A 26,423-nucleotide genomic window follows, 5' to 3' on the forward strand; every position below is an offset into this window, starting at 1 on the left:
CCCCTCGACCACGCCATAGCGCCGAGTCTTCGACCTTGCCAGCCCCTTTAATCACGCCAGCCTTCAGAGAGCATGAAGCGGCAACAGCCCGACACATCACCAAGCACCCCCTGCCCATGTTTTGCTGCCAGCCTGATTAATAACCAAATTTCCATCTCCGGCTTGAACAGTGCCTGTTTTGGGAGCAGCCGTGATGGTAAAGGTTGGCGGGGTGCCAGCCCCAACACTTATAGTGATGGTGTAGTTGCGCTGAACGCTACTTGGCTGGGTGGCCCCCAAGGCCGATTCACTACTGGCGTAAGCCCTCGCATCCATAAGGTACTGCTGCTCCCTCTGAGCCAGGTCCATAACGTAAGCCTGTGCTTCTCCGCGGTTTGCTCGAACCACATATTGGGTGTATGACGGGTAAGCAATCGCTGCCAGGATTCCAATGATCGCGATCACGATCATCAACTCGATCAGGCTAAACCCCCGCTGTTCAGTTCGCTTCACCATGTTCCCTCTCGCCGTTGGTTTTATCCACATGCCCTACTCATGTCCCGGTAGGGTACGAATCATTGCACTGGAATACCGCTAACCAGTACGGAGTTTCGACAGTTGGAGCGTTTCAACTCACAGACGGCCATGCCCATCGTTTCAGGTGAATCCAGCAGCTTTCTTGCCCTTTTCTTTGCAAAAACCGGTTTCCCGACTAGAGCTTATAGGCCGGACGTAGAAAAGACCCCGACTTACGCGACCACCGGAGTCGAGGCGGAGACGACCGGCACACTCCCTACCAGGATGGCAGGGGAACTCAACAAAGAGGCACGGACGCCATGTACCGCCACGCATACGGTTTCACCCTTGTCGAACTGCTTACCTCGCTCAGCATCCTTACCCTGCTGGCGACTGTAGGCGTGCCCAGTGCCCAGCAGTTCATGGGCAATCAACAACTGGTCAGCGCCAGCAATACGCTGGCGGCGAACCTGTCGCTGGCTCGCAGCGAATCGATCAAGCGCCGCCAGCCGGTACTGGTCGACAACGTCGATGGCGACTGGGCCAGTGGTTGGCGGGTATTCGTCGACCTGAACAACAACGGCCAACTGGATGAGGGCGAACCCTTACTCAGACAGGAACAGTCGCTGCCCAAGGGCGTGATTGCCAAGGGCAATACGCCAGTCAGGCGCTATGTACGCTACACCCCGCTCGGCAACGCCAAGCTGTTGAGCGGCGCCTTTCAGGCGGGAACGCTGACGCTCTGTCACGCGACCGGCGAGCAGGCGGTCAGGCGCTTGGTGTTAAGCGCGAGCGGCAGACTTAGACGAGCCAGGGATGAGCCGGATTATTGCTGAAGGGGCACGCAATCCATATCAGGGTGTCACTCGCCGCAGGCAGTGCACCGTGGTTGATCGGCGCGGCGCAAATCTGGCGGATTGTCGCTGCGCTCCGAAGCCGCCCTACGGAACGTCGCCGAACGCACGATCTGGCATAACCCGCAATCCGTAGGGTGCAGCAGACAGTGCACCGTGGTTCAGCGGCGCGGCACACATCCTCCTGGAGGGCTGTCGCTACGCTCCAAACGGAACGCCGCCCGGACCGCCCTATTCTCTGCGCCCAGCTCAGGCTGCTCAGAGCTGCTGAACGCGCAGCTCCTTCGGCATCGAGAACGTCACGTTCTCCGGCCGCCCCGCCAGCACGCTCTCCCCTATCGCGCCCCAGGCTTGCAGTTGGCTAACGACGCCGCGCACCAGCACTTCCGGCGCCGATGCACCGGCAGTGATGCCGATGCCGCTAACGCCATCGAACCACTCGCGCTTGAGATCTTCGGCGCCGTCGATCAGGGAGGCCGGGGTGCCCATGCGTTCGGCCAGTTCGCGCAGGCTATTGGAGTTGGAGCTGTTAGGGCTGCCGACCACCAGCAGCACGTCACTCTCGGCCGCCAGTAGCTTGACCGCATCCTGGCGGTTCCGGGTGGCGTAGCAGATGTCGTCCTTGCGCGGCCCACCGATGCTGGGGAATTTGTTGCGCAGGGCGTCGATGACCTTGCTGGTGTCGTCCATTGACAGGGTGGTCTGGGTGACGAAGGCCAGGGCCTCGGGGTTGCGCACCTTGAGCCGGGCCACATCGGCCTCGTCTTCCACCAGGTAGATGGCGCCGGCTGAACCATCCACCCGTTGTTGAATTCGCCAGCCCCTATCTGGCGCGGCCTGAAGCGCATTTGTGCCCGGGAACTTCATGGTTTCGGGAAAAGGTTAGTGCACCAGGCTGAATGCTGGCGCCATGAACTCTATTTCCGATCGGCTTAGCCCGGCACGCTGGGCAGCTTTTCGCCAGAACTGACCGATGCGCAACTGGAAATGCTCGATGATGGCGTCAGCATCAGACGGCTTGATACGGTAGTAATGCGCCACCGAGCGGGCCAACTGCAGATCCATCGCATTGTCGTCTTCGGAGATGTTCAACTTCAACCCGTCAGCGTAGGGCACAGGGTTCATGTCGTAGGCGGCCGACAAGCGCCATCCCCGACCAGGATCGAGGATGAAGCCGTGGTTACGCAGGTGGTCGTCGGTGTTGCTGACCAGCAGGTTGAAGACGATGCGCTGCCACAGCTCCTTCAGATCTTCTTGCGGAGCCGCCCCATGGCGCATCAAGACCTCGGCGATCTCAAAGTAGCTGACACCGGTGGAGTGATCATCGCCATCGGCATGGCCGGTCATGGTCATGGCCGACGCGAAGTGCAGACGCTGGCCGTCCTGCGTGCGATCGAAGCGCTTGACCATGAAACAGTGATGGTCACTGGCGAACTTCGCCGCGGTTCCTTCTGCCACACGCAGGCCGCAGAGGTTGGCCAGCGTGTTGACCACCATTTCCCACGCCCCGACGTCGTAGTCGTCATTGTTGCTGGGAAATTTGGCGATCCATAAGGCATTCTCCGGGCCGGCAACGCTGGCCTTGGGCCGCGCACCGCCCAGCGAGCCACCGGGTGCGATCAGCATACGCAGCCAGTCTTGGCCTTCGCTCATGTCCTCGCCACGCTCAAAGCGCCGGGAGGCTTCTTCCAGCTCGCGCAGCTTGGCCAGCGGCGGCGCCGCCCGGTCGTGGTGGTCGTCGAGGAACGGGCCATGCGCTTGCGTCTTGAAGCGGAGTCCGCCGATGCGGAAGCTATCGTGCACGCCGAGCAGGAAGTCGGATTCATACAGCCTGGCATTTGTTGGCGCAGCACCCGCACGCTTGTCGCGCTCATGTCGCCGTTTCATCAGCAGACGCCCCCAGCGGTCGGGCGAAGCATCGGAGAATACGCCAAAGGTATCCGACCCCTGGGCGGGAAACTGCCGGCCGGCAGTCGCCCAGATCCTTGGGTCGATCTGTACCTGGAGCCCAGGGGTTTCCAGCGCAGCGGCGGCGTACTCGAAGTCAAACCGCTCGGCGGCTTTCGTGCGCAGGCAGTGCAAATATCCCAGGAGCTGGGGGCCACCAAGGCCGTCCCAGTCGGCGTAAACCAAGACAGTGTTATCCATCAGATTCCCTCAGCAGCGATTCGGCCAGGTCTGCACCGGTAACCAACGTCGAGCGCGGGGGATACTTCTTGATTGCGGTGAGTGCCGACCGACCGCCATCCTCCTTCAGCTTCCCGCCCCCCGCCATTCGCACCTTGCCCTGGCCCGGAGCCGAAGTTCTGGCCTTCGGGAGAGACAGTTCGGCGTCCTGGAGATGACGCCCAAGCTCATCCTGCAGCGCCACATGGGACAGATCATTCTCCAGCCCCAACGCCTGCAGCACAGCCAGGTAGGCACCGATGGTCACGCCAGCGCTGCCCTGCTCGAGCGAGCGCAGGGTAGGCAGTGACATGCCGGCCCGCTCAGCCATCTGCTTGGCAGTGATTTTCCGGCGCTTACGCGCAAGCATCAGGCGCTCGCCAAAAGACTCGAGCAAGCGGTCTGTTGCGGGTAGCAAAGGGGCGGTTCTCTTAGCCATAGTGAAAGTATTTATTAATTATCATGCGATAGATGGAGGAATAATAACACCCGCAACACATATACTCGCACCAACCGTAAAAGTGAAAATATTATTTAATATATCTAGATATATATGAAAACATATTTTCATATTAGCAAACCGAGCTTGATGCACGAACGAAAGCAAACAAAGAGCTTATGCCGCTGCCAGTGATTGAACCCCGAGGACAACGAGGCGCGCGCACATACCAGCCGGCATCAGGGTCACACGCCGCAGCGTAGACTTAGACGAGCCAGGGATGCGCCGGATTATTGCTGAAGGGCACGCAATCCGTAGGGTCATTCGCCGCAGGCAGTGCACCGTGGTTGATCGGCGTGGCGCAAAGCTGGCGGGCTGTCGCTGCGCGCCAAAGCCGTACGCAACTGACGCCTCGCCTCGTGCGGGGCGTTTTGTTGTTGCGCGGCTAATCCATTCTACGGAACTGCTCAGAGCTGCTGAACGCGCAGCTCTTTGGGCATGGAGAACGTCACGTTCTCCGGCCGCCCTTCCAGCTCGCTCTCCCCTGTCGCGCCCCAGGCCTGGAGCTGGCTGATCACCCCGCGCACCAGCACTTCCGGCGCCGATGCACCGGCGGTGATGCCGATGCCGCTAACGCCATCGAACCACTCACGCTTGAGGTCTTCGGCTCCATCGATCAGGTAGGCCGGGGTGCCCATGCGCTCGGCCAGTTCGCGCAGGCGATTGGAGTTGGAGCTATTGGGGCTGCCGACCACCAGCAACACGTCGCTCTCGGCGGCCAATTGTTTGACCGCGTCCTGGCGGTTCTGGGTGGCGTAGCAGATGTCGTCCTTGCGCGGCCCGCCGATGCTGGGGAATTTGTTGCGCAGGGCGTCGATGACCTTGCTGGTGTCGTCCATCGACAGGGTGGTCTGGGTGACAAAGGCCAGGGCCTCAGGGTTGCGCACCTTGAGCCGGGCCACATCGGCCTCGTCTTCCACCAGGTAGATGGCGCCACCATTGGCCGTGTCGTACTGGCCCATGGTGCCTTCGACTTCCGGGTGGCCGGCGTGGCCGATCAGGATGCATTCGCGCCCCTCGCGGCTGTAGCGCACCACTTCCATGTGCACCTTGGTCACCAACGGGCAGGTGGCGTCGAAGATCTTCAGGCCGCGCCGCTCGGCTTCGTTGCGCACGGCCTGGGAAACGCCGTGGGCGCTGAAGATGACGATGACGTCGTCGGGGATCTGATCCAGCTCTTCGACGAAGATGGCGCCGCGTGCGCGCAGGTCTTCGACCACGAATTTGTTGTGCACCACCTCATGGCGTACATAGATCGGCGGGCCGAAGACTTCCAGGGCGCGGTTGACGATTTCGATGGCGCGATCGACACCGGCGCAGAAGCCGCGGGGATTGGCGAGTTTGATATGCATGGTGACTCCCGGCGCGCGGAAAACTTGAGGATGAAGAGTGTAACGCGAGACGCCTGCACGATCCCGAGCTACGGGTTCGAATCGACACGCGGGGCGCCCTTCGCAGGGTTGCCTCACGCCTTTGATCGTTCCCACGAACCTCAGGGATACGCGGCGGAACTATGCTCCAGACGCTCGGCCAGCCAGACTTTAATGATCGATTGGCGCGTCACGCCCAAGCGGCTGGCTTCACGGTCCAGGGACTCGATCATCCACACCGGAAAATCGACATTGACCCGCTTTTGCTGATGCTTGGCCCGCTTCGCTTGGGAGAGGTCGAGATGAGAGACGATGTCCTCGTCGCCTTCGTCGACAAGCCGATCAAATTTCGCTGCTTTCATATAGGGCTATCTCCTCCGTACGGGACCCGCGAACGGAAATAATGCGTATGTGCTCTTGCCGATAAGTAATCACGGCTGACCAGTGTTTCTCTGCTATCCGCCCAATGACCAGGTAGCGCGGCTCATCTTGGGTCTTGGCAGGAATCTCCAACAGATCGAGATCCTTCCAGAGCCGCTGGGCGACGATGAAATCGATCCCGTGCTTTACCTGGTTGGACTGGCTCTTGGCTTCGTCGTAGTTGAACGTCAGCATGGTATAGAAATTATACCCATCACTCCGTTATCGCAACTCACGACTCGACAACCGTTACCACGCGCCACGTGGGCGCGGCCGGACGGCGTTCCGCTTCAGCCGCGAAAGCTTGTGAAGCACAGCACAGCTTCGCGGCTGAGGCCCCCCTTCAGGTGCCCACAAGCCGACAAACGCGATTGCCTCGCTGCGCAGCGTCGAAGGCTGCGGGCAGTCGCCTAGCCAATCAGAGCGCTTTGACCGCGATGATCTCGACGTCGAAGCTCAGGGTCTTGCCGGCCAGCGGGTGGTTGAAGTCGATGGTCACCTGGTTGTCGTCGAATGCCTTGACCACGCCCGGCAGCTCGGCATTAGCGGCGTCATTGAAGATCACCAGCAAACCATCGGAGAGCTCCATGTCCTTGAACTGGCTGCGCGGCATGACCTGCACGTTCTGCGGGTTGGGCTGGCCGAAACCATGCTCAGGCAACACCTGCACAGTGCGCTTGTCGCCGGCCTTGAAGCCGAACAATGCGGACTCGAAACCGGGCAACAGATTGCCGTCGCCGACTTTGAAGGTGGCGGGCTGCTTGTCGAAAGTGCTGTCGACCACGTCGCCGTTGTCCAGCTTGAGGGCGAAATTCAGGGTGACTTCCCTGTCCGGGCCGATACGTACGTCAGTCATGGGGTAGTTTCTCCGGATTTGTTGCTTTTGAACATATCCAGCGCCAAGAGGATAGCGCCGAGGGAAATAGCGGCGTCCGCGACATTGAAGGCCGGGAAGTACCAGCGGTGCTGCCAGTGCACCAGGATGAAGTCGACCACATGGCCGAACACCACGCGGTCGAGCAGATTGCCCAGCGCGCCGCCGAGTACCAGCGCCAGCGCCATGGCCAGCCAGGTTTCATCCGGTTTCAAGCGCTTGAGCCAGACCACCAGCACAGCGCTGACGACTATGGCGATCAAGGCAAACAGCCAGCGCTGCCAGCCCGAGGCGCCGGCCAGGAAGCTGAACGCCGCGCCGGTGTTGTAGGCCAGGGTCCAGCTGAAGTAATCGGGGATCACCACGATCTGCTGGTACAGGGTCAGCGCGTTGTCGAAGTAGAACTTGCTGGCCTGATCGATCACGAACACCAGCAGGCTCAGCCACAACCAGGGCAACCTGCCGAAGCGGGCGCTCATACTCTGCCTTCCTGTAGGAGCCAGCTCGCTCGCGGTATACCGCGAATCGCCGGGACGCCGGACCGCAGCAAGCTGGCGCCTACAGATACCGGCACAACAGTGCGCGGGGCATCACGCATAGTGACGAACCTCGCCAGCGCCTTCGATATTGTCCACACAGCGGACGCAGATTTCCGGATGCGCCGGATTGACCCCGACATCTTCACGGTGATGCCAGCAGCGCGCGCACTTGGCGTGCCCGGACTTGAGTACTTTCAGCTTGAGGCCCGGCACTTCGGTTTCCACCGCATCGCTCGGCGCACTGCTTAGCGGCGCCAGGCTGGCAGTCGAGGTGATCAATACGAAGCGCAGCTCGTTGCCGAGCTTGCTCAGGTCGGCAATCAGGCTGTCTTCGGCGTAGAGGGTCACTTCGGCCTGCAGGTTGCCGCCGATGGCCTTGGCCGCACGCAGGTTTTCCATCTCCTTGTTGACCGCGACCTTGACCGCCATGACCCGTTCCCAGAACTCGCGGCTCAGCTCGAAGTCCTCTGGCAGCTCGCTCAGGCCCTGGTACCAGCCGTTGAGCATCACCGATTCGTTGCGCTCGCCCGGCAGGTACTGCCACAGCTCGTCGGCGGTGAACGCCAGTACGGGCGCGATCCAGCGCACCAGCGCCTCGGCGATATGGAACAACGCAGTCTGGCAGGAACGCCGCGCCACGCTGTCGGCGGCGGTGGTGTACTGGCGGTCCTTGATGATGTCGAGGTAGAAGCCGCCCAGCTCCTGCACGCAGAAGTTGTGCACCTTCTGGTAGACGTTCCAGAAGCGGTAGCTGTCGTAGGCTTCCTCGATCTCGCGCTGCAGCAGCAGGGCGCGATCCACCGCCCAGCGATCCAGCGCGAGCATGTCCGCGGCAGGCAGAACATGCTGCGCCGGGTCGAAACCGCTGAGGTTGGAAAGCAGGAAACGCGCGGTGTTGCGAATCCGCCGGTAGGAGTCGGCGCTGCGTTGCAGGATCACCTTGGACACGGCCATTTCGCCGGAGTAGTCGGTGGACGAGACCCACAGGCGCAGGATGTCGGCGCCCAGGCTGTCATTCACTTCCTGCGGCGCGACCACGTTGCCCATCGACTTGGACATCTTGCGGCCGTTCTCGTCGACCACGAAACCGTGGGTCAACAGCTCCTTGTAGGGCGCGTGACCATCGATGGCGCTGCCGGTCAGCAGGGAGGAATGGAACCAGCCACGGTGCTGGTCGGAACCCTCCAGATAGAGATCGGCGCGCGGGCCAGTGGCATGGCCGAGCGGATGCGAGCCGCGCAGCACATGCCAGTGAGTGGTGCCGGAGTCGAACCAGACGTCCAGGGTGTCGCCGATCTTGTCGTACTGCGCGGCCTCGTCACCGAGCAACTCGGTGGCATCCAGCTTGAACCAGGCTTCGATGCCCGCCTGCTCGACGCGCAGCGCTACGGCCTCCATCAGCTCGGCGGTGCGCGGGTGCAGCTCGCCGCTTTCCTTGTGCAGGAAGAACGGGATCGGTACGCCCCAGTTGCGCTGGCGCGAGATACACCAGTCCGGCCGGCCGGCGATCATGCTGTGCAGGCGCGCCTGGCCCCAGGCCGGGACGAATGCAGTTTGCTCGATGGCGGCTAGCGCGCGTTCGCGCAAGGTGTCGCCTTCGTTAGGCTGCTTGTCCATGCCGACGAACCACTGCGCGGTGGCGCGGTAGATCAGCGGGGTCTTGTGCCGCCAGCAGTGCATGTAGCTGTGCTGGATGACTTCGTGCTTGAGCAGGCAACCGACTTCGTCGAGCTTGGCGACGATATTCGGGTTGGCCTTCCAGATGAACTGGCCACCGAAGAACGGCAGCGACTCGACGTAGACGCCATGGCTCTGCACCGGGCTGATAATGTCGTCATTGCTCATGCCGTAGCCCTTGCAGGAACGGAAGTCGTCCTCGCCGTAGGCCGGCGCAGAATGCACGATACCGGTGCCCGCGCCCAATTCGACGTAATCGGCCAGGTACACAGGCGCGAAACGCTCATAGAATGGATGGCGGAAACGGATCAGTTCCAGCGCTTCACCCTTGGCGATGGCGATCACCTCGCCCTGTAGGCCATAGCGCTGCAAGCTGCTTTCAACCAGCTCTTCGGCCAGCAGCAGGAGCTTGTCGCCGGTATCGACCAGGGCGTAGTTGAATTCGGGATGCACGTTGAGCGCCTGGTTGGCCGGGATGGTCCAGGGCGTGGTGGTCCAGATGACGATGCTCGCGGGTTTGCTCAGGCTGGCCAGGCCGAAGGCGGCGGCCAGCTTGTCGGCATCTTCGACCGGGAAGGCGACGTCGATGGCATCGGATTTCTTGTCCTGATATTCGACTTCGGCTTCGGCCAGCGCCGAGCCGCAGTCGAAACACCAGTTGATCGGCTTCAGGCCCTTGAACACAAAGCCCTGCTTGACCATCTCGGCCAGGACGCGGATCTCGCCGGCCTCGTTGGCGAAGTCCATGGTCTTGTACGGGTTGTCCCAGTCGCCGAGCACACCGAGGCGGATGAAGTCAGCCTTCTGCCCTTCGATCTGCTCGCCGGCATAGGTGCGGCAGCGCTCGCGGGTCAGGTCGGACGGCTGGTTCTTGCCGAAAGTGGTTTCGACCTTGTGCTCAATCGGCAGACCGTGACAATCCCAGCCCGGCACATAGGGGGCATCGTAACCGGACAGGGTCTTGGAGCGGGTAATGATGTCCTTGAGGATCTTGTTGACCGCATGACCGATATGAATGCTGCCGTTGGCATAGGGCGGGCCGTCGTGCAGGACGAATTTCGGTCGGCCTTCGCCCAGCTGCCGCAGCTTCTGATACAGACCCATATCGTTCCAACGCTGCAGAATCTGCGGCTCGCGCTGCGGCAGGCCGGCCTTCATCGGAAACTGGGTATCAGGCAGATTTAGCGTGGCTTTGTAGTCGGTCATTTCAGGCTCTTCACTTAAGCGGTTGACCCTGCCAATGGGCACGGGCGGCGGCAATATCGGCAGCAATTGCCGTCTTCAGTGCCTCGAGGGAGGCGAAACGCTGCTCTTCACGCAGCTTGTGGTGGAATGCCACCGTCAAACGCCGGCCATACAAATCACCGGCAAAATCCAACAAATGCACTTCGAGGTGGGCACTGCCATCACTCGCCACGCTCGGCCGTACGCCGATATTGGCGACGCCCGGCCACGGCTGACCGTCCACTTCGGTACTGACCAGGTACACCCCGGTCAGTGGTACACGCTTGCGCTTGAGCTGCACATTGGCGGTCGGCGCATCCAGCTGGCGACCGAGTTTCTGCCCGTGCAGCACGCGCCCGGCGATCTGGAACGGACGACCGAGCAGGTGTTCGGCCAGGGCGAAGTCACCTGCAGCCAGGGCCTCGCGCACTCGGGTACTGCTGACGCGCACGCCATCCAGTTCGACCGTGGCGGCAGCCTCGACGGTAAAGCCCTGGCGCTCACCGGCTTGCTCCAGAAAGGCGAAGTCGCCGACCCGGTCGCAACCGAAGCGGAAGTCGTCACCGACCTCCAGATGCCGCACATCCAGCCCGTCGATCAGGACTTTCTGCACGAACTCGGCGGCGCTCAACTCGCGCAAACGCGGATTGAAGCTCAGGCACAGCACCCGATCGACACCTTCGGCGGCCAGCAACGCGAGCTTGTCACGCAGACGCGTCAGGCGGGCGGGCGCCGTGTCGGGGCCAAAGAACTCGCGCGGTTGCGGCTCGAAAATCACCACGCAACTGGGCAGCGCCAACTCGGCCGCGCGCTCACGCAAACGCGCCAGAATAGCCTGATGGCCACGATGGACGCCGTCGAAATTGCCAATAGTGGCGACACAGCCCCGATGCTGGGGCCGCAAGTTGTGTAGGCCTCGAACCAGCTGCATAACGCGCTTCTTGCTCATAAAGTGGCCGATTATACCCATGCCCGGCCCTCGGGCGTAGGGTCGATCGGCAGACAAGCACAATGCCGCGGTCAAACCCAGCCACACCGGGCCATTAGCTGATCAATGACGCAGATGACGCAGGCGCAGCCCCAGCGCCAGCAAGGCCGCGACAAATGCCAGCAGACCGCCGCCGACCAGCAGGCTCAACCAGAGCACGCGCTGCTGCCAGCCCCAGACGAACCACTCGGCCGGCGTCACATTCAACCACCAGACCAGCGCCACCATGGCCGCACAGGCGCCCAGCAGGCGCAGACCGTACAGCCCCCAGCCCGGCGCGGGGCGATACACACCAATCTTGTACAGGCCCCAGAACAGCAGGACGGTATTGAGTAACGACGACAGCGAGGTCGCCAACGCCAGACCGGCATGCTGCAAGGGCCAGATCAAAATCAGGTTGAACACCATGTTCGCCACCATGCAGATGATCGCGATCCGCACCGGGGTTTTCAGGTCCTGCCGGGCGAAGAACGCTGGCGCCAGCACCTTGATCAACATGAAGGCCAGCACGCCGAGCGAATAGGCCCGCAGCGCAGAGGCCGATTGCAGCACGTCACGCTCGGTCATCGCCCCATAGTGAAACAACGTGGCGATCAACGGCTCGGCGAGGATCGCCAGGGCCAACGCCGCCGGCACCCCGAGCAGCAACACCATGCGCAAGGCCCAGTCGATGGTGGCCGAAAACGCCTTGGGATCATCGCTGGCGTGCTGGCGCGACAGGCTCGGCAGAATCACCGTGCCAATGGCGATACCGAACGCCCCCAGGGGCAATTCGGACAGACGGTCGGCGTAATACAGCCAGGACACGCTGCCTGTCTGCAGCAACGAGGCGAGCACGGTATCGAGCAGCAGGTTGATCTGGCTGACCGACACCCCGAACAGCGCCGGCACCATCAACAGCATGATCCGCCGCACACCCTCGTCGCGGTGCACCTTGGGCGTGGGCAGCAACTTGATCCGGGCCAGAAATGGCAGCTGGAACAGCAACTGGGCAAACCCGGCAATCAGCACGCCCCAGGCCAGCGCCATGATCGGCTGATCGAAATACGGCGTCAGGTAAATTGCCGCCCCGATCATGCAGACATTCAGCAGTACCGGGGTAAACGAGGGCACGGCGAAACGCCCGTAGGCGTTCAATATTCCGCCAGAAAAGGCCGTGAGCGAGATCAGCAGCAGATAGGGAAAGGTAATCCGCAGCAGATCCCCCGCCAGTTCGAGCTTGGCCGGATCACTGTGAAAGCCGGGCGCGAACAGCATGATCAGATAGGGCGAGCCAACCACCCCCAGCGCGGTCAGCGCGGTCAGCGTCAGCCCCAGGTAGCCCGCGGTGCGGTCGACCAGCTGCTTGACCTCGGCCAGACTGCGATGCGTCCGATATTCCGAAAGCACCGGGACAAACGCCTGAGCGAAGGCACCTTCGGCAAATAATCGGCGCAGAAAGTTGGGAATCTTGAAGGCAATGAAGAACGCATCGGCCGCCGAACCCGAACCGAAATAGGCGGCAACCACCATATCGCGTATCATGCCCAACACACGCGATAACAGGGTCATTACACTGACCACCGCGCTGGAACGTAACAAGCCGCCCTTCCCGGTTCGCTCGGACATATGTAACCCCTTAGAAAAGGTCGCCGAGTTTACCGACCCGCATGGATACTGGGTAGAGCAAGCGGTGTGCAGTTGATTGTTGGCGACCAGCCGACAGACAGCAAGTAGATCCAAGCCAACAGGCTTGACAATAAGCGAAGGCCTCGGCATGATTCGCGGCCTTATTTGTTAGTAACCCAGATTTCGAGGAGCTTGACGGTGGCCAATACACCTTCTGCCAAAAAACGCGCCAAACAGGCTGAGAAGCGTCGTAGCCATAACGCCAGCCAGCGCTCCATGGTCCGTACCTACATCAAGAACGTGGTCAAGGCTATTGACGCCAAAGATCTTGACGTAGCAAAAACCGCTTACACCCTGGCTGTGCCAATCATCGACCGCATGGCCGATAAAGGCATCATCCACAAGAACAAAGCAGCGCGTCATAAAAGCCGCCTGAACGGCCACATCAAGGCCCTCAGCGAAGCTAAAGCCGCTTAATAAGCGCTTCTTGCTTTACTGCTAGTTCTTAAAAAACCGACCTTAGGGTCGGTTTTTTATTGCCCGCACAAAGCCAAAAGTTGTAGCCAGAATGGGTCAAAGGCATAATCCGTGGATTACCACGCCCGCAGATTGCGCGGCATCAAGAGTGCAGGGCGGAATCGCCACAGACAGACAGCACAGAGCATCAGTGCGGCGCAAATCTGGCAGGCTGTTGCTACGCGCCGAGGCCGCCCTACGGGGGGTCGCCGAACACACGACCTGGAGCAAACCGCAATCCGCAGAGTGTCACTCGCCGCAGGCAATGCACCGATGGTTCGGCTGTGCGACACACATTTGGCGGGCTGTCGCTGCGCGCCGAGGCCGCCCTACGAGGCGTCGCCGAACGGAGAAATGAGCAGGCTCAGCGCTGTTCCGGCCAGGGCAGGATCGGGATAGCGGTTACCGCATTCTGCGGACTGCCTTCGATGACGCGATCGCTGTACACCAAATAAACCAGGGTATTGCGCTTTTCATCGAAGAAACGCACTACCTGCATGGTCTTAAACACCAAGGATGTGCGCTCGCGAAACACCTCCTCACCGTCTTTCAGCTCGTCCTTGAAGCTGACCGGCCCCACCTGGCGGCAGGCAATTGAGGCTTCGGCACGGTCCTCAGCCAAACCCAGACCACCCTTAATCCCGCCAGTCTTGGCACGCGACAGGTAGCACGTAACACCCGCCACCTTGGGGTCATCGAAGGCCTCGATCACGATCTTGTCGTTCGGCCCCATCCACTTGAATACCGTGGACACCTCAGCTATCTGCTCGGCCGACGCAAACATCGGCAACACCAGCAGCGCCCCCAGCAATCTCTTAACCATCCACATCAGCACACCTCAAACCAGAATCAGATTATCTCGATGGATCAATTCGGGCTCATCGACGTAACCGAGCAACCTTTCGATGGCATCCGACGACTGACCGATGATTTTTTGCGCCTCGAGCGCACTGTAGTTGGCCAGACCACGGGCGATTTCACGCCCATCCGGATCGACACAGATCACCATCTCGCCACGCCGGAAGCTCCCCTGGAGCGCCCGGACCCCGACCGGCAACAGACTCTTGCGTCCGCTCGCCAAGGCCTTGACCGCCCCCGCATCCAGCACCAGGGTACCGCGGGTCTGCAGATGCCCGGCCAGCCATTGTTTGCGCGCCGCCAGCAAGCCCCGCTCGGGCGCCAGCAGAGTACCCAAGCGCTCACCCGCCTTGAGCCGCGCCAGCACCTGCTCGATGGCGCCACCGACAATCACCGTATGCGCACCGGAACGGGCCGCCAGCCGCGCTGCGCGCAGCTTGGTCTGCATGCCGCCACGCCCCAACGCACCACCCACACCACTGGCCACGGCATCCAGCGCCGGATCATCCGCGCGCGCCTCGTAAATCAATTCGGCATCGGGATTATGCCGCGGGTCGGCGGTATACATACCGTCGCGGTCAGTCAGGATCACCAGCAGATCAGCCTCGACCAGATTGGCCACCAGCGCCGCCAAGGTATCGTTGTCGCCAAAGCGAATCTCATCGGTGACCACCGTATCGTTCTCGTTGATCACCGGAATCACATCCAGGTCAACCAGAGTCCGCAAGGTGCTCCGCGCATTGAGGTAGCGCTTGCGATCCGACAGGTCGTCATGGGTCAGGAGAATCTGCGCCGTGCGCCGCGCATGCTCACCGAAACTCGACTCCCAGGCCTGAATCAGCACCATCTGCCCAATCGCCGCCGCTGCCTGCAACTCATGCATGGCCTTCGGCCGCGCAGTCCAACCGAGGCGACTCATACCCGCCGCCACCGCGCCAGAGGACACCAGCACCAACTCCACGCCTTGCGCACGCAAGGCCACCATTTGCTCGACCCACACCGCCATGGCCGCACGATCCAGGCCACGCCCATCGGCGGTAAGCAATGCACTGCCGATCTTCACCACCCAGCGCCGCGCACTGGTCACCTTGTCACGCATGATCATCCAACCTCAGCCAGAAAGCGCCCAACGGAATAGAAGCCACTGCGCTCGCAGCCCCCAATCACTCGCCACAAGACAAGAACGCCGCAATTAAGCGGCGTTCAACAAGTTGCTTAATCCCGGACGTAAATAATTTCCGGGCCATCCTCATCATCTTCTTCATCCCAGAAGCTGTCATCTTCCTCAACATCACCGACAGCCTTGACCCCGGTACGGCGCAACGTACGCTTGTCATCCAGCGCCTGCAATTGAGCGCGCGCCTCATCCTCGATGCGCGTATCCAACTCAGCCAACTCAGCGGCAAACTCAGGGTTCTCCTGAATACGCTCAGCGCGCGCCTCGAGGAAATCCATCATGTCGTAGCACAGCTGATCAGTGCCCTGGCGAGCCAGGGCGGAAATCACATAGACCGGCCCCTTCCAGTCAATCCGCGCGACGATTTCGGCGACGCGCGCCTCCTGCTCCTCGTCGAGCATCTGGTCGGCCTTGTTCAGCACCAACCAGCGCTCGCGCTCAGCCAGCGAAGGACTGAACTTGGTCAGCTCATCGACGATGGTTGCCGCCGACTCAGCCGGATCGGTCAGATCCAGCGGCGCCATGTCCACCAGGTGCAGCAACAGACGGGTGCGCGCCAGGTGCTTGAGGAAGCGAATACCCAGGCCGGCGCCATTGGAAGCACCTTCGATCAGCCCGGGAATATCGGCGATGACGAAGCTCTTGTATCGATCGACACTGACCACCCCAAGATTGGGAATCAGGGTGGTGAACGGATAATCGGCAACTTTCGGCTTGGCCGCCGACACCGATCGAATAAAGGTGCTCTTGCCGGCATTCGGCAAACCGAGCAGACCGACATCCGCCAACACCTTCAGCTCCAGCTTGAGGTCGCGCGCATCACCCGGCTTGCCCGGCGTAGTCTGCCGCGGCGCCCGGTTGGTGCTGGATTTGAAGCGCGTGTTACCCAGGCCATGCCAGCCGCCCTGGGCGACCATCAGGCGCTGACCGGCGCGAGTCAGGTCACCGATGACCTCCTGGGTACCGGCATCGATCACCGTCGTGCCGACCGGCACGCGCAAGACCATCTCCTCACCCTTGCGCCCAGTGCAATCGGTGCTGCCACCATTGGCCCCACGCTCGGCATCGAAACGCCGGGTGTAGCGATAGTCGACCAGGGTGTTGAGGTTTTCGTCGGCCACCATATACACGGAGCCGCCATCGCCACCATCACCACCGTTCGGCCCACCATTTTCGATGAACTTCTCACGCCGGAAGCTCATGCAACCGTTGCCACCATCACCAGCTTTTACAAAAATCGATACTTCATCGACGAATTTCATGGGTACGCCTCCCGCAGTAAACGCGGGTTATCTAAACCAAGGGACACCAGGTTCTTGCAAAATTGACCTGCGCCGGATCCGCTCAAAGCACAAGCGCGACAGCCAGGACAGTTTGGCAAGAACCCCTAGAATACAGAAACAAAAAAGCCCCGTCGCAAGGACGAGGCTTTCCCAGCAGTCGCGCGATTAGGCTGCAACGACGCTCACGTAACGGCGGTTGAACGCGCCTTTTACTTCAAACTTGATCACGCCTTCGATTTTCGCGAAGAGGGTGTGATCTTTACCCATGCCCACGCCGTAACCAGCGTGGAACTGGGTACCGCGCTGACGCACGATGATGTTGCCAGGAATGATTTTCTGGCCGCCATACATCTTCACGCCAAGGCGTTTAGCTTCTGAGTCGCGACCGTTGCGGGTACTACCGCCAGCTTTTTTGTGTGCCATGAGTTCAATACTCCTATTAAGGGATCAGGCCGAAACGAATTAGGCTTGAATACCGGTGATTTTGATCTCGGTGTACCACTGACGGTGGCCCTGACGCTTCATATGGTGCTTACGACGGCGGAACTTGATGATGGTGACCTTGTCGTGACGGCCTTGTGCAACGACCTCAGCCACAACCTTGGCACCTTCAACAACTGGAGCGCCGATTTGCACGTCGTCGCCGTTGCCGATCAACAACACGCGATCGAAAGTAATGGCCTCGCCAGTGGCGATTTCAAGCTTTTCGACCTTGAGGAATTCGCCTTCGGTGACCTTGTATTGCTTGCCACCAGTAACAATCACTGCGTACATGGTAAATCTCCGTTAATCCTGCTCACCCAGCGCTTTATAGAAATAGTTATTAGCTGGCATGGCTGCTCGGGGCCGGATATGACGCCCTTGCAATTGCGTAAGTCAGGGAAATACCCAGGGGGAAGTTCAGGGTGCGCGATTCTACGCAAGCCACCGTCACGACGCAAGCCCCTCTACCACTCGCCTTGACAGCCCCTACCCCGCCCCATAGCATGCCGCGCAACCTTTGAGGAGCACGTGCCGCTGATGCAACCCCAGGCTTTCTACCATGTGGTGGCGGATGACTTTACCGCCGTCGACGGCATCATCCGTCAACAACTCGTCTCGCGCGTGCCGCTGGTGGGTAAGATCGGCGACTACATCATCTCCGCGGGCGGCAAACGCCTGCGCCCGTTGCTGGTGCTGCTCAGCGGCAAGGCCCTGGGCCTGCAGGACGACAGGCTGCGCTTGCTCGCCGCCACTATCGAGTTCCTGCATACCGCCACCCTGCTGCACGACGACGTGGTCGACATGTCCGACATGCGCCGCGGCCGCAGCACCGCCAACGCCCAGTGGGGCAACGCCCCTAGCGTACTGGTGGGCGACTTCCTCTATTCGCGCTCCTTCGAAATGATGGTCGAACTCGGCTCGATGCCGGTGATGAAGATCCTCTCCCGCGCCACCCGGGTCATCGCCGAAGGCGAAGTGCTGCAACTGTCGAAGATTCGCGACGCCAGCACCACCGAAGAAACCTACATGGAAGTCATCCGCGGCAAGACCGCGATGCTGTTCGAGGCCTCGACCCACAGCGCGGCGGCCCTGGCCGGCGCCTCGGCCGAACAGACCGAAGCCCTGCGGACCTTTGGCGACAACCTCGGCGTGGCCTTCCAACTGGTCGACGACCTGCTCGACTACCGCGGCGATGCCACGACCCTGGGCAAGAATGTCGGCGACGACCTGGCCGAAGGCAAGCCGACCCTGCCGCTGATCTACTGCATGCGCGAAGGCACTGCCGAACAGGCCGCCCTAGTGCGCCAGGCGATCCAGAAAGGCGGCATCGAGAACCTGGAAAGCATTCGCAATGCCGTAGAAGCCGCCGGTGCCCTGGACTACACCGCCCAGCAAGCCCGTGACTACGCCGAGCGCGCCATCGCCTGCCTGGATGCCCTGCCCGCCAGCGAATACCGCGACGCCCTGGTCGAACTGAGCCGCTTCGCCGTCGCCCGCACCCACTGACGCTTGACGCGACAAGCAGAGCCCGTCCATGCGACGGGCTTTTTATTGCGCGACCAAAGGCAGCGATTAATGCTTGCTATTAATTTAACAGGAATTATTCTCATCTAACTACTTGAAAGGGAGATGAGTCATGACCTACTTGATCGATGCCTGGCTGGACCGACCACAGCCTTACCTGCGCATTCTCAATCGCAACACCGGGGAAGTCTGCGCGGTACTGGAAGAACAAGCACTGGATGAACTGCGCGATCAGGGCGATCTGGATTTGCATGAGCTGAATTCGAGCGAGCCGCTGGTGCTCAAGGAATTGGTCCGCAGCCTGTTTCTGTACTGCTATGCACGGGCTTTGCGCCCGTGACACACGGCCTATCTCGCCCCCGGATTGCATCCGGGCGACGGGACAGCCGTAGGGCGGATGCACAGAGCGCAATCCACCCTAGGTGAGCGCCGCTTAGAGGACGTCCAACAGCTCGACGTCGAACACCAGCACGCTGTGCGGCGGGATACTGCCAACGCCTTGCTCGCCGTAGGCCAGCTCGCTCGGCACGTACAAACGCCATTTGCTGCCGGCATTCATCAGCTGCAGGGCCTCGGTCCAGCCGGCGATGACGCCACCAACCGGAAATTCGGCCGGCTGGCCACGATCATAGGAGCTGTCGAAGACAGTGCCGTCGATCAGGGTGCCATGGTAGTGAGCGCGAATGGTGTCTTCGCGCGTCGGCATCGCGCCGGCGCCAGCGCTCAGCACTTCGTACTGCAGACCTGAAGCCAATACGGTGATGCCATCACGCGCGGCGTTCTCGGCGAGGAAGGCCAGGCCGGCGCCTGCCGCGACTTCGGCCTTGGCCTGAGCGTCGGCCTGCATGACATCGCGGATCACCTTGAAGCTGGCCGACAGCTCGGCCTCGCTGACACGGCTCGGCTGCCCGGCGAATGCATCGGAGATGCCGGCGATGATGGCTTCCAGGCTGGCACCCGGCGGCGGGTTGTCGCGCAGCTGGCCGCCAAGTTGAAGACCGATGCCATAGCTGACGCGGGTTTCGTCAGTGGAAAAATTGAGTTCGGACATGCGAAGGCTCCGCTGGTGCTGAAAAAAGGGCGACCAGCCTAGCACAGCTGCGCCGGTCACCCTATCGCTGCCACGCCCCGCGCGAGTGCCGCCGCGAACCCAGGGTGGTGACAGGTCCAGCTTTCAGTGCGATGAAGTCGACCCCGGTTTTATCCCCGGCTCATCGGGCATGCCGCACATTTCGTCATGCACTTGCGCCTGCACCAGGTGGAGCGATGGCAGTTGCGGCAAGGCCTGCAGCACCTCACGGGCATGCTCCAGCGAGCGCAGATGGAGGATATGGCCGTGGCCATCTTCAAGCGTGAATGGCTGACCGCTCACACGTGCTTCCAGCAGGTAATAGTTGCCCCCTTCGAGGGAGATCAGGTTCAACTCATCGACATGCCCGGCGCGGGCATGACCGGAAAGGTCGTGCAGGTTCATGAGGCTACCTCGTGCTAACGACTCGTACAGACTCCATAAGGATAGTCGTTGCACAGGAGCCAAGAAGCACAAGGCAGAAAGCAAACCGCCCGTCCGTTTTGCAACGGCCGGGCGGCGGCTCAAGCCTAGGCGGGGGATTAGTCCGCTTGTTTTTTGGTCAGCTTATCCAGATAACCCATGGCGAACGCCGATCCGACGAAAGTCAGGTGAATGATCACGTACCACTTGAGATGTTCGACCTCATAGTTCTTGGCATCCATGAACACCTTGAGCAGATGAATCGAGGAAATCGCCACTATTGAGGCCGCCACCTTCATCTTCAGCGAGCTGGAATCCATCTTGCCCAGCCAGCTGAGTTTTTCGGTGCCCTCGTTGATATTCAACTGGGAGACGAAGTTCTCATAGCCCGACAGCATCACCATGACCAGCAAGCCGCCAACTAGGGCCATGTCGATCAACGACAACAGACGCAAGATCAGATCCGCTTCGCTCAGGGCGAAGATCTGCGGCAGGATGTGGTAGACCTCTTGAAAGAACTTGATCGACAGCGACAGCACCGCCAACGACAGCCCGAAGTAAATTGGCGCCAGCAACCAGCGCGAGGCGTACATCGTGTTTTCGATAAAGCGTTCCATGAGGTCTCGCAAGTGGCCGATAAAACTGCCAGCGAGTATACCCAGCGTTCCCCGGCAGACAAAGGCGCAAGTCGCTACCGACCATTACGGCTCTCCCCCGCAACTGTGGATAACCTTGTGAGCATGCTCGGGATTAAAGCCGCCAGGCCAGCGACGAGCAGCCATGCTGGCAGCTGCTCAAAAGTCCACCAGGTCGTACTCAGCTATCCGGCTGAAATTGGAAGCAGCCTGGATGGCCGTAGCGGTCGCCATTCAAACGGCGCAGCTCGGCCTGGATATGCAGACGCCAGATCGGCAGCTCGGGGCATTCCTCGTAACCTTGGATGAGCAGGCTTTCGGCAATCTCGGCAAGCACCCCTTCGGCCACAACAGGTCCGCAGAATGGGCCTTGTGCCTTGATCGCAGAGGGTTGGGCGCCGGACAAGCCGGCGGCACAGATCAGTGTCCAGAGGCCCTTATCGCCAGCCAATGGCAATACCACGCATTCGATACGGGTAATCAGACCCAGACATTGACGGGTGAGACAGAGGCTGCGCGGCATGGCGGCGACCCTCATGTGATCAGGTCTTCAGCCTACACCCGCACAGGCGGCGCTGGGAAGCCGCCAGTCAGCTCGGTCATCTGTGGATAACTGTGTGGATGAAATCCTCAGGCAGCGGCCTGCAGGGCCGCGCCGAAACCTCGCCCAATCCGCTGGTTGCGCCCGCAGCCCGCCAGGCTGCGGACGCATGGCGGGTTCAGGCGGCCGGCTTCTTCACTCGCGGCTTTTTCTCCTTGGGCAGCGCCACCAGCACTTCGCTCTTCACCTCCTTGTCATCCTCGGTCATGCCTATTTCGGCGATCTCGCGCAAGCGCTCGACCACCCGCGCATTGACGCTGCCAGGCGGAAACTTACCTTCGGCGTCTGGCGTGCCGGCATCTTCGCCGACCAGCAGGCTCAACGCCTCGTCGACCTGGCGCACCGCGTAGATATGGAACTGCCCGGCCCGCACCGCCTGCAGCACGCGCTCGTCAAGCATCAGGGTGGCAATATTGGAGTGCGGAATGATCGCCCCCTGCTCGCCAGTCAGACCGCGGGCCTCGCACAGGCGGAAGAAGCCTTCGATCTTCTCGTTGGCACCGCCGACCGCCTGCACTTCACCGAACTGGTTGATCGAACCGGTAATGGCGAAACACTGCTTGAGCGGACGCCGCGACAAGGCCGAGATCAGGGTACAGACCTCGCCCAGCGAGGCACTGTCGCCGTCGACGTAGCCGTAGGACTGCTCCAGGGCGATGCTCGCGGAAATCTCCAGGGGAAACTCCTGGGCGTAGCGGCTGCCCAGGTAGCCGGTGAGGATCATCACGCCCTTGGAGTGAATCGGCTGGCCGAGGTTGACCTCGCGTTCGATGTCGACGATGCCCGAACCGCCCGGGTAGACGGTGGCGGAAATCCGCGCCGGTACGCCGAAGGCCGAGTCGCCGACTTCCAGCACGGTCAAGCCGTTGCACTTGCCGACTGCGGCACCCGCGGTGTCGATCAGGATGATACCGGCCAGCATGTCGTCGATGATCCGCGCCGAGACGCGCCCGGTGCGGGTCGCCTTGGCTTTCAGCGCGCGCTCGATATGGCCGACGTCGGTCACAGCCTCATTGGCCAGCTGGCGGATGAAATCGGCCTCGCTGACCAACTGGAACAGGTCGCCTATCCGCGCAGACAGACGTCCCTGGTGCTCGGCCAGGCGCGCGCTGAAGGTCGCCAGGCGTGCTACCGCCGCGGCGGTCAGCGGCGCCATGCCCTCCTCCATGGTGCGGGTTTTCATCAACTGGGCGAACTGCTCCAGGCTCTCGTCGCCGAGGGGAATGTCCTCGTCGAAGTCGACCAGTACGCGGAACATCTCCTGGAAATCCGGATCATGGTCCTGCAAGGCGTAATACAGCGGGCGCGCGCCGATGATGATCACCTTGACCTGCAAGGGGATAACCTGCGGACTGAGGGTCACGGTGGCAATGCGGCCGAGGTCGCCGAGCGGCGACTCCATCTTCAGCTGGCGTGAATGCAGGGCACGCTTGAGCGCATCCCAGACGAACGGCTCACCGAGCATCTTCTCCGCTTCGAGAATCAGGAAACCGCCGTTGGCGCGGTGCAAGGCTCCAGGGCGCAGTTGCCGGTAGCTGGTATAGAGCGCGCCCTGGTCGGTGTTGTACTCGATGCGCCCAAACAGGTTGTCGTAGGTCGGGTGCGGCTCGAACACCACAGGCGCGCCGCCATTCACCTGATGACCAACTACCAGGCTTGGGCAGTACTGCTCCTCGAGCAACATGCGGGTTTGCGCATCGGCCTTTTCCCCCTCGACCAATTGATCAACCACAGTTTTCAGCAGGTTGACCTGTACCGCCTGCAAGTAGGCGCAGACGCCGGCATTTTCCTCGTACTTTTCCGACAACGGCGCCAGCAGCGGCTGCAGCGCCACGGTGATGGTGTCTTCATTGAGCTGGCGTAGCTGATTGCTCGACTCGCGCTTCCACTGCGGCAGGCTGGCCAACTCTTCGTTGAGCCGCTCTTCCAGGGTGGAGATGTCGATATGGAAGCGTTCACGCTCGGCTTCCGGCAACTGGGCGAATTCGGCCTCATCCAGCGCCTTACCCTCGAGCATCGGGGTGAAGGCGATGTTGCTGCTGTCGCGGTACAGCGCCACACTCTTTTCCAGGGCCAGCTTCTCGATCACAGCGAGCGCCTGGTCGTAACGCTTGTTGAACGCACGATCGATGGCGCTTTTCTTCTGCTGATAGGATGGGTGTTCGAATACCGCGGGAAAGGTCGCCAGCAGGTTGTCGATCAGCAGGTTGATGTCGCTGATGAACGCCCCGGCGCTACCCGACACCAGTTCCAGCGCACGCGGCTCGCGCGGTTCGTCGAAGTGATTGACGTATACGTGATCTGCAGGGGTCGCCAGGCGCTTGGCTTCTGCCTTGAGGTAACGTTTGACGAAAGAGAAGCGCCCGGTACCGGGCTCGCCCATGACAAATACGTTGTAACCGGGACGCGGCATCGCCACGCCGAATTGCAAGGCTTCGACCGCGCGTTCCTGGCCCAGCACACCACGAAAAGGCTCCAGGTCATCGGTGCTGGTGAAGTTGAACTGCGCGGGAGAGAACGGACGGGTGAGTGCTTCAGGTGCCAATCGCAAATGGGCTGCAACGGAGTCTGGCATTGGAAATCCTTGAACGGGGGGCTGGTGAAATCATGGCCGCATCGGCCGTCATCCACAAGCCGTATGGTTGATCCCAGGCTCGTGAAAAGATGCCGGCATACGTCAGATCAGCAGCCTTACTCATGAGCCTGCGCCAGGAAGCCGCCATCCTCCTGGCCCTATCCACGCCCGCCACTGGCAGGGCAACTGAAATAGAGCCGATGCAGCCCTGCTAGCCGGCACCTACATGATCGGCACAGGCCAGGCAATATTCGGCAGCCGGCAACACCTGCAAACGCGCGGCCTCAATCGGTTCGCCACAACGCAGGCAGTCACCATAAGTGCCTTCGGCCAGCCTCAGCTTGGCCATGCCCACCTGCCGCATGCCCGCCTCGGCCTCAGCTTGCAGGGCTTCCAGCACCTCATCGTTCTGTCGTTGCAGGGCCTGTTCGGCGAAGTCCGGCGAGTGGCTGCGGGCCAAGTCTCGCCGAGTGGCTTTGGCCCGAGCGCTGTACTCGGTGAACAGGGCATCAAGCGCTGCTTGAGGATCGAAAGCAGACATAGGGAAAACTCCAGAGGAACCTGAGTCTTTAAAGTGTGGACGTTCCTGGCCGACTTGCACTGAGATCAATCACTACATGCATGAAGAGCCCATCGATCCTGGCTGGCTAACTAATGACATCGGGCACTGCCGTGGCGGCGGCAGACCAACCACGAAGATCTTTGAAACGCCGGTAAAGCTTCGCGGATAAATCCGCGCCTACGGGAAAACGTACACCCGGGCAGCACATTGCCGGAAAACAGCCATAAAAAAAGAGCCTGCACAGGCTATGTGCAGGCTCTTTTTGCCAACGGGTTACTACGCCAGTTTCTTGTGCCGTACGCGGTGCGGCTGGGAGGCGGCGTCGCCGAGGCGTTTCTTGCGATCGGCCTCGTACTCGGTGTAGTTGCCCTCGAAGAACTCGATGTGCGAGTCGTCCTCGTACGCCAGGATGTGAGTGGCGACGCGATCGAGGAACCAGCGATCGTGAGAGATGACGATGGCCGCGCCAGGGAAGTCGAGCAGCGCTTCCTCCAGCGAACGCAGGGTTTCCACGTCGAGGTCGTTGGACGGTTCGTCGAGCAGCAGGACGTTGGCGCCCTCTTTCAGGGTCAGGGCCAGGTGCAGACGGCCACGCTCACCACCGGAGAGATCCTTGACGAACTTCTGCTGGTCGCCGCCCTTGAAGTTGAAGCGACCGACGTAGGTACGCGCCGGAATCTCGTAGTTGCCGATGCGAATCTGGTCGGAACCGTCGGAAATCATCTGGAACACCGACTTGCTGCCATCGAGGTCGTCGCGACTCTGGTCGACGCAGGCCAGCTGCACGGTTTCGCCGATCTCGATGCTGCCCGAGTCCGGCTGCTCCTTGCCCATGAGCATGCGGAACAGGGTCGACTTACCGGCGCCGTTACCGCCGATCACCCCGACGATGGCGCCCTTGGGCATGCTGAACGACAGGTTGTCGATCAGTGCACGGTCGCCGTAAGCCTTGCTCACGTTGACGAAGTCGATGACCTTGTCACCCAGGCGCGGGCCGGCCGGGATATAGATCTCGTTGGTTTCACTGCGCTTCTGGAATTCCTGCGACTGCAGTTCCTCGAAGCGCTGCAGGCGCGCCTTGGATTTCGACTGGCGCGCCTTGGCGCCTTGGCGCACCCACTCCAGCTCTTCCTTCATGGCCTTTTCGTGGGCCGATTGCTGCTTGGATTCCTGGGCCAGGCGATTCGACTTGGCCTCCAGCCAGCCGGAATAGTTGCCCTCGTAGGGGATACCGGCGCCGCGGTCGAGCTCGAGAATCCAGCCGGCGACGTTGTCGAGGAAGTACCGATCGTGGGTGATCGCCACCACGGTGCCGGGGAAGTCGTGGAGAAAATGCTCCAGCCAGGCCACCGAGTCGGCGTCCAGGTGGTTGGTCGGCTCGTCGAGCAGGAGCATGTCCGGCGCCGACAGCAGCAGGCGGCACAGCGCGACGCGGCGTTTTTCACCACCGGAAAGCACGCCGACCTTGGCATCCCAGGCTGGCAGACGCAGCGCATCGGCGGCGACTTCCAGCTGGCGCTCGAGGTTGTGGCCATCGCTGGCTTGCAGGATGGCTTCCAGCTTGGCCTGTTCGGCGGCCAGCTTGTCGAAGTCGGCATCCGGCTCGGCGTATTCGGCGTAGACCTGATCGAGGCGCGCCTGGGCGTCCTTGATCACGCTGACGGCTTCTTCGACCACTTCGCGCACGGTCTTGTTCGGGTCGAGTTGCGGTTCCTGCGGCAGGTAACCGACATTAAGGTCGGGCATCGGCCGGGCTTCGCCATCAAACTCGCTGTCGACACCCGCCATGATTTTCAACAGAGTGGATTTGCCCGAACCGTTGAGGCCGAGCACGCCGATCTTGGCGCCAGGAAAAAACGACAGGGAAATGTTCTTGAGGATTTCCCGCTTCGGCGGCACTACTTTGCTCAGCCGGTGCATGGTGTAAACGTAAGAGCCTGTTTTGCCTGCTTTGTCACTTTTTGACATGATTGTACTCGCCTTTAATCCTGTGTTTTCAGTGC

At 61.1% G+C, this 26,423-nt stretch carries 27 protein-coding genes and 1 pseudogene; 4 read left to right on the forward strand and 24 right to left on the reverse strand.

Translation table 11 applies throughout. The features are described 5' to 3' along the window. Nucleotides 1-96: 96 nt before the first annotated feature. Nucleotides 97-495 carry a type IV pilin protein gene (locus VCJ09_RS19945; protein WP_324731794.1) on the reverse strand — a complete coding sequence of 133 codons (399 nt, stop codon included), beginning with the start codon at nt 493-495 and terminating at the stop codon, nt 97-99. A gap of 320 nt (nt 496-815) precedes the next feature. On the opposite strand from VCJ09_RS19945, the gene VCJ09_RS19950 reads away from it, so the two are divergent. Then, complete coding sequence (locus VCJ09_RS19950; protein ID WP_324731795.1) at nt 816-1,331, forward strand: GspH/FimT family pseudopilin; 516 nt, start codon at nt 816-818, stop codon at nt 1,329-1,331. A gap of 276 nt (nt 1,332-1,607) precedes the next feature. On the opposite strand, the pseudogene ispH (VCJ09_RS19955) reads toward VCJ09_RS19950, so the two are convergent. From ispH (VCJ09_RS19955) to murJ, 11 genes and pseudogenes are all read right to left on the reverse strand, one after another. Beyond that, nucleotides 1,608-2,141 (reverse strand): annotated as a pseudogene (gene ispH, locus VCJ09_RS19955) (4-hydroxy-3-methylbut-2-enyl diphosphate reductase); the annotation flags it as partial. Between the two features lie 90 nt (nt 2,142-2,231). Then, a complete protein-coding gene (locus tag VCJ09_RS19960; protein WP_324731796.1) occupies nt 2,232-3,497 on the reverse strand; it encodes a type II toxin-antitoxin system HipA family toxin in 1,266 nt (421 codons plus the stop codon). Continuing rightward, nucleotides 3,490-3,954: a helix-turn-helix domain-containing protein gene (locus VCJ09_RS19965; protein ID WP_324731797.1), complete on the reverse strand. Its 465-nt coding sequence runs from the start codon at nt 3,952-3,954 to the stop codon at nt 3,490-3,492. Before VCJ09_RS19965 ends, VCJ09_RS19960 begins: the two co-directional genes overlap by 8 nt. Before the next feature lie 467 nt (nt 3,955-4,421). Next, entirely contained in the window at nt 4,422-5,366 is a 945-nt protein-coding gene (ispH, locus tag VCJ09_RS19970) for a 4-hydroxy-3-methylbut-2-enyl diphosphate reductase (protein ID WP_324731798.1), read from the reverse strand. A 140-nt stretch (nt 5,367-5,506) separates the two neighbouring features. Further along, on the reverse strand, nt 5,507-5,746 hold the full coding sequence (brnA, locus tag VCJ09_RS19975) for a type II toxin-antitoxin system BrnA family antitoxin (RefSeq protein ID WP_324731799.1): 240 nt from the start codon (nt 5,744-5,746) through the stop codon (nt 5,507-5,509). Continuing rightward, entirely contained in the window at nt 5,727-5,999 is a 273-nt protein-coding gene (locus VCJ09_RS19980; protein ID WP_324731800.1) for a BrnT family toxin, read from the reverse strand. Before VCJ09_RS19980 ends, brnA begins: the two co-directional genes overlap by 20 nt. A 223-nt stretch (nt 6,000-6,222) precedes the next feature. Then, nucleotides 6,223-6,660 (reverse strand): FKBP-type peptidyl-prolyl cis-trans isomerase, encoded by a 438-nt coding sequence (locus VCJ09_RS19985; RefSeq protein ID WP_324731801.1) that lies wholly within the window; start codon nt 6,658-6,660, stop codon nt 6,223-6,225. Beyond that, nucleotides 6,657-7,157 carry a signal peptidase II gene (gene lspA / locus VCJ09_RS19990; protein ID WP_324731802.1) on the reverse strand — a complete coding sequence of 167 codons (501 nt, stop codon included), beginning with the start codon at nt 7,155-7,157 and terminating at the stop codon, nt 6,657-6,659. The genes VCJ09_RS19985 and lspA overlap by 4 nt, the downstream gene beginning before the upstream one ends. 111 nt (nt 7,158-7,268) lie before the next feature. Continuing rightward, entirely contained in the window at nt 7,269-10,100 is a 2,832-nt protein-coding gene (ileS, locus tag VCJ09_RS19995; protein ID WP_324731803.1) for an isoleucine--tRNA ligase, read from the reverse strand. A 10-nt stretch (nt 10,101-10,110) separates the two neighbouring features. Next, a complete protein-coding gene (gene ribF, locus VCJ09_RS20000; RefSeq protein ID WP_324731804.1) occupies nt 10,111-11,049 on the reverse strand; it encodes a bifunctional riboflavin kinase/FAD synthetase in 939 nt (312 codons plus the stop codon). A 120-nt stretch (nt 11,050-11,169) separates the two neighbouring features. After that, nucleotides 11,170-12,714: a murein biosynthesis integral membrane protein MurJ gene (gene murJ / locus VCJ09_RS20005; protein WP_324731805.1), complete on the reverse strand. Its 1,545-nt coding sequence runs from the start codon at nt 12,712-12,714 to the stop codon at nt 11,170-11,172. 198 nt (nt 12,715-12,912) lie between these two features. Here murJ and rpsT point away from each other — a divergent pair, with 198 nt between their 5' ends. Then, nucleotides 12,913-13,191 (forward strand): 30S ribosomal protein S20, encoded by a 279-nt coding sequence (gene rpsT / locus VCJ09_RS20010; protein WP_079203220.1) that lies wholly within the window; start codon nt 12,913-12,915, stop codon nt 13,189-13,191. A gap of 403 nt (nt 13,192-13,594) precedes the next feature. Here rpsT and VCJ09_RS20015 read toward each other — a convergent pair whose 3' ends face one another. From VCJ09_RS20015 to rplU, 5 genes are all read right to left on the reverse strand, one after another. After that, nucleotides 13,595-14,059 carry a CreA family protein gene (locus VCJ09_RS20015; protein WP_324731806.1) on the reverse strand — a complete coding sequence of 155 codons (465 nt, stop codon included), beginning with the start codon at nt 14,057-14,059 and terminating at the stop codon, nt 13,595-13,597. A 9-nt stretch (nt 14,060-14,068) separates the two neighbouring features. Next, complete coding sequence (gene proB, locus VCJ09_RS20020) at nt 14,069-15,187, reverse strand: glutamate 5-kinase (RefSeq protein ID WP_079204985.1); 1,119 nt, start codon at nt 15,185-15,187, stop codon at nt 14,069-14,071. Nucleotides 15,188-15,303: 116 nt separating this feature from the next. Further along, nucleotides 15,304-16,527, reverse strand: coding sequence for an Obg family GTPase CgtA (gene cgtA, locus VCJ09_RS20025; RefSeq protein ID WP_079203222.1), 1,224 nt, complete (start codon nt 16,525-16,527; stop codon nt 15,304-15,306). A gap of 186 nt (nt 16,528-16,713) precedes the next feature. Further along, a complete protein-coding gene (gene rpmA, locus VCJ09_RS20030) occupies nt 16,714-16,971 on the reverse strand; it encodes a 50S ribosomal protein L27 (protein WP_003176049.1) in 258 nt (85 codons plus the stop codon). A 39-nt stretch (nt 16,972-17,010) separates the two neighbouring features. Further along, nucleotides 17,011-17,322: a 50S ribosomal protein L21 gene (gene rplU, locus VCJ09_RS20035; protein WP_079203223.1), complete on the reverse strand. Its 312-nt coding sequence runs from the start codon at nt 17,320-17,322 to the stop codon at nt 17,011-17,013. A gap of 246 nt (nt 17,323-17,568) precedes the next feature. Between rplU and VCJ09_RS20040 the strand changes: the two genes are divergently transcribed. Both VCJ09_RS20040 and VCJ09_RS20045 read left to right on the forward strand, forming a co-directional pair. After that, nucleotides 17,569-18,537, forward strand: coding sequence for a polyprenyl synthetase family protein (locus VCJ09_RS20040; protein WP_324731809.1), 969 nt, complete (start codon nt 17,569-17,571; stop codon nt 18,535-18,537). 130 nt (nt 18,538-18,667) lie between these two features. Continuing rightward, nucleotides 18,668-18,895 (forward strand): PA4570 family protein, encoded by a 228-nt coding sequence (locus VCJ09_RS20045; protein ID WP_079203224.1) that lies wholly within the window; start codon nt 18,668-18,670, stop codon nt 18,893-18,895. A 93-nt stretch (nt 18,896-18,988) separates the two neighbouring features. On the opposite strand, the gene VCJ09_RS20050 is transcribed toward VCJ09_RS20045, so the two are convergent. From VCJ09_RS20050 to ettA, 7 genes are all read right to left on the reverse strand, one after another. Next, on the reverse strand, nt 18,989-19,606 hold the full coding sequence (locus tag VCJ09_RS20050; protein WP_324731810.1) for an FKBP-type peptidyl-prolyl cis-trans isomerase: 618 nt from the start codon (nt 19,604-19,606) through the stop codon (nt 18,989-18,991). 123 nt (nt 19,607-19,729) lie between these two features. After that, nucleotides 19,730-20,029: a DUF6482 family protein gene (locus VCJ09_RS20055; RefSeq protein WP_324731811.1), complete on the reverse strand. Its 300-nt coding sequence runs from the start codon at nt 20,027-20,029 to the stop codon at nt 19,730-19,732. A gap of 137 nt (nt 20,030-20,166) precedes the next feature. After that, a complete protein-coding gene (locus tag VCJ09_RS20060) occupies nt 20,167-20,664 on the reverse strand; it encodes a TIGR00645 family protein (protein ID WP_079203227.1) in 498 nt (165 codons plus the stop codon). A gap of 199 nt (nt 20,665-20,863) precedes the next feature. Then, nucleotides 20,864-21,205, reverse strand: a complete 342-nt coding sequence (locus tag VCJ09_RS20065) for a PA4575 family protein (RefSeq protein ID WP_324731812.1) — start codon at nt 21,203-21,205, stop codon at nt 20,864-20,866. Nucleotides 21,206-21,401: 196 nt separating this feature from the next. After that, a complete protein-coding gene (locus VCJ09_RS20070; protein WP_324731813.1) occupies nt 21,402-23,858 on the reverse strand; it encodes a Lon protease family protein in 2,457 nt (818 codons plus the stop codon). A 211-nt stretch (nt 23,859-24,069) separates the two neighbouring features. Continuing rightward, a complete protein-coding gene (locus VCJ09_RS20075) occupies nt 24,070-24,399 on the reverse strand; it encodes a TraR/DksA family transcriptional regulator (protein ID WP_324731814.1) in 330 nt (109 codons plus the stop codon). Between the two features lie 297 nt (nt 24,400-24,696). Further along, nucleotides 24,697-26,388, reverse strand: a complete 1,692-nt coding sequence (ettA, locus tag VCJ09_RS20080) for an energy-dependent translational throttle protein EttA (RefSeq protein ID WP_324731815.1) — start codon at nt 26,386-26,388, stop codon at nt 24,697-24,699. Nucleotides 26,389-26,423: the final 35 nt, after the last annotated feature.

Source organism: Pseudomonas paeninsulae, from assembly GCF_035621475.1.
In the GTDB taxonomy this organism is placed as follows: domain Bacteria; phylum Pseudomonadota; class Gammaproteobacteria; order Pseudomonadales; family Pseudomonadaceae; genus Aquipseudomonas; species Aquipseudomonas paeninsulae.